Source organism: Cryobacterium sp. MP_3.1 (assembly GCF_035984795.1).
In the GTDB taxonomy this organism is placed as follows: Bacteria; Actinomycetota; Actinomycetes; order Actinomycetales; family Microbacteriaceae; genus Cryobacterium; species Cryobacterium zongtaii.
On the sequence record NZ_JAXCHV010000068.1, the window covers coordinates 1 to 1,557 of the forward strand.

The 1,557-nt window shown below is 64.7% G+C and carries 1 protein-coding gene; it reads left to right on the plus strand.

All coding sequences use genetic code 11. The annotated features are described in order from the left end of the window. The first annotated feature begins 83 nt into the window (after positions 1-83). Positions 84-1,522 (plus strand): IS3 family transposase gene (locus RCH12_RS18450; RefSeq protein WP_442784597.1). Its coding sequence is split into 2 segments (ribosomal slippage): positions 84-453 and positions 453-1,522, totalling 1,440 coding nucleotides; the frame shifts between segments, so codons are not numbered across the junction. Positions 1,523-1,557: the final 35 nt, after the last annotated feature.

Genomic DNA, 1,557 nt, shown 5'->3' on the forward strand with positions numbered 1-1,557 from the left:
CCCTACGTGTCAGGGTGAGTTGAGGCCAGTAGCTCAGAGCAAGTCCGCCGTTTGACGTAGGGCGAGAATCAGGAAGTCCCACCATGTCCAGCCCATCGTTGATTGCCGTGCGCGACGATAGTCCCATGAACAACAGCAGTCCCGGCCCCCGCGCGGGCGGCCCCACGTCCCGGCGGTCATTCACGCCGAAGCAGAAACTCGACCACCTCGCCGCGTACGAGGATGCCATCTCCCGGAACGGGGGCGGCGCGTATTTGCGGGAGCAGGGCATCTATTCCTCGCAGATCACGGAGTGGCGAAAACTGCGTGATGCGGGCGTGCTGCAGGGCAAGAAACCTGGGGAGAAGATCGGCCGGCTCACGCCCGAGCAGGCTGAGATCGCCCGGCTCCGCCGCCAGCTCGATCTGACGGAACGGCGTTTGGAAACGACGGGGGTGGCGTTGGAGATCATGTCAAAAATGCACGAGCTACTCGAAAGTCTTTCGAAGAGCTCGCGGGACGAAACACCGCACACGAAACCGTGATGACCACCTACCGCGCCCTGACCGGCCACGGCGTTCCGACCCGGGTCGCAGCCGTGTTGGTCGGGTTGCCGCGGGCGACGGCAACGCGGGCGCCGCGCACCCGGGCCGCCCGGTCAGTATTGGTGCCGGCGAACCGGCTCGATGTCCTCGAGCGGGCCCGGATCCTGGCGGTGGTGAACTCGCCCCGGTTCGTGGACTTGCCGCCAATCCAGATCTACGCCCAGCTCCTCGATGAGGGCGTGTATCTGGCGTCGATCTCAACGATCTACCGGGTGTTGGCCGAGAACCAGCAGGTCAAGGAACGCCGCCGCCTGGCCCGCCACCCGGCCCGGGCGATCCCGGAACTGGTCGCCACCGCACCCGGGCAGGTCTATACGTGGGACATCACGAAATTGGCTGGCCCGATCAAGGGCAAGTACTTCGACTGCTACGTGATGATCGATATCTACTCCCGCTACATCGTTGGCGTGAAGGTCCATCCGGCCGAGTCCGCGGTCCTCGCCGCCGAGATGATGACGGAAACCTTCTCCATCCATGGCACGCCGCAGGTCGTCCACGCCGACCGGGGCACGTCGATGACGAGCAAGACCGTCGCAGCCCTGCTCTCGGATCTCGAGGTCACTAAGTCGCATTCTCGGCCCCGGGTCAGCAACGATAACCCGTACTCGGAGGCATGGTTCAAGACCCTCAAGTTCGCCCCAGTGTTCCCGGAACGCTTCGCCAGCCTCGGCGACGCCAGACGGTTCATGAATACCTTCGTCGAGGGATACAACCACAGCCACCGGCACACCGGCATCGGGCTCAACACCCCTGCCGACGTCCACTACGGCCTCGCCGCCGGAAAAGCCGCCGAACGGGCCGCGACCCTCGCCACAGCCCGCGCCCGGAACCCCGAGCGATTCAGCACCAACCTCGACCCGAAGATCCTCGCCACCCCCGACGCGGCCTGGATCAACAAACCCGCCGCTCAGGAAGAAGCGCCGAAACTAGCCGCCTAAACTCACGCTGGCCTCATTCACCTTGACAAATTCCG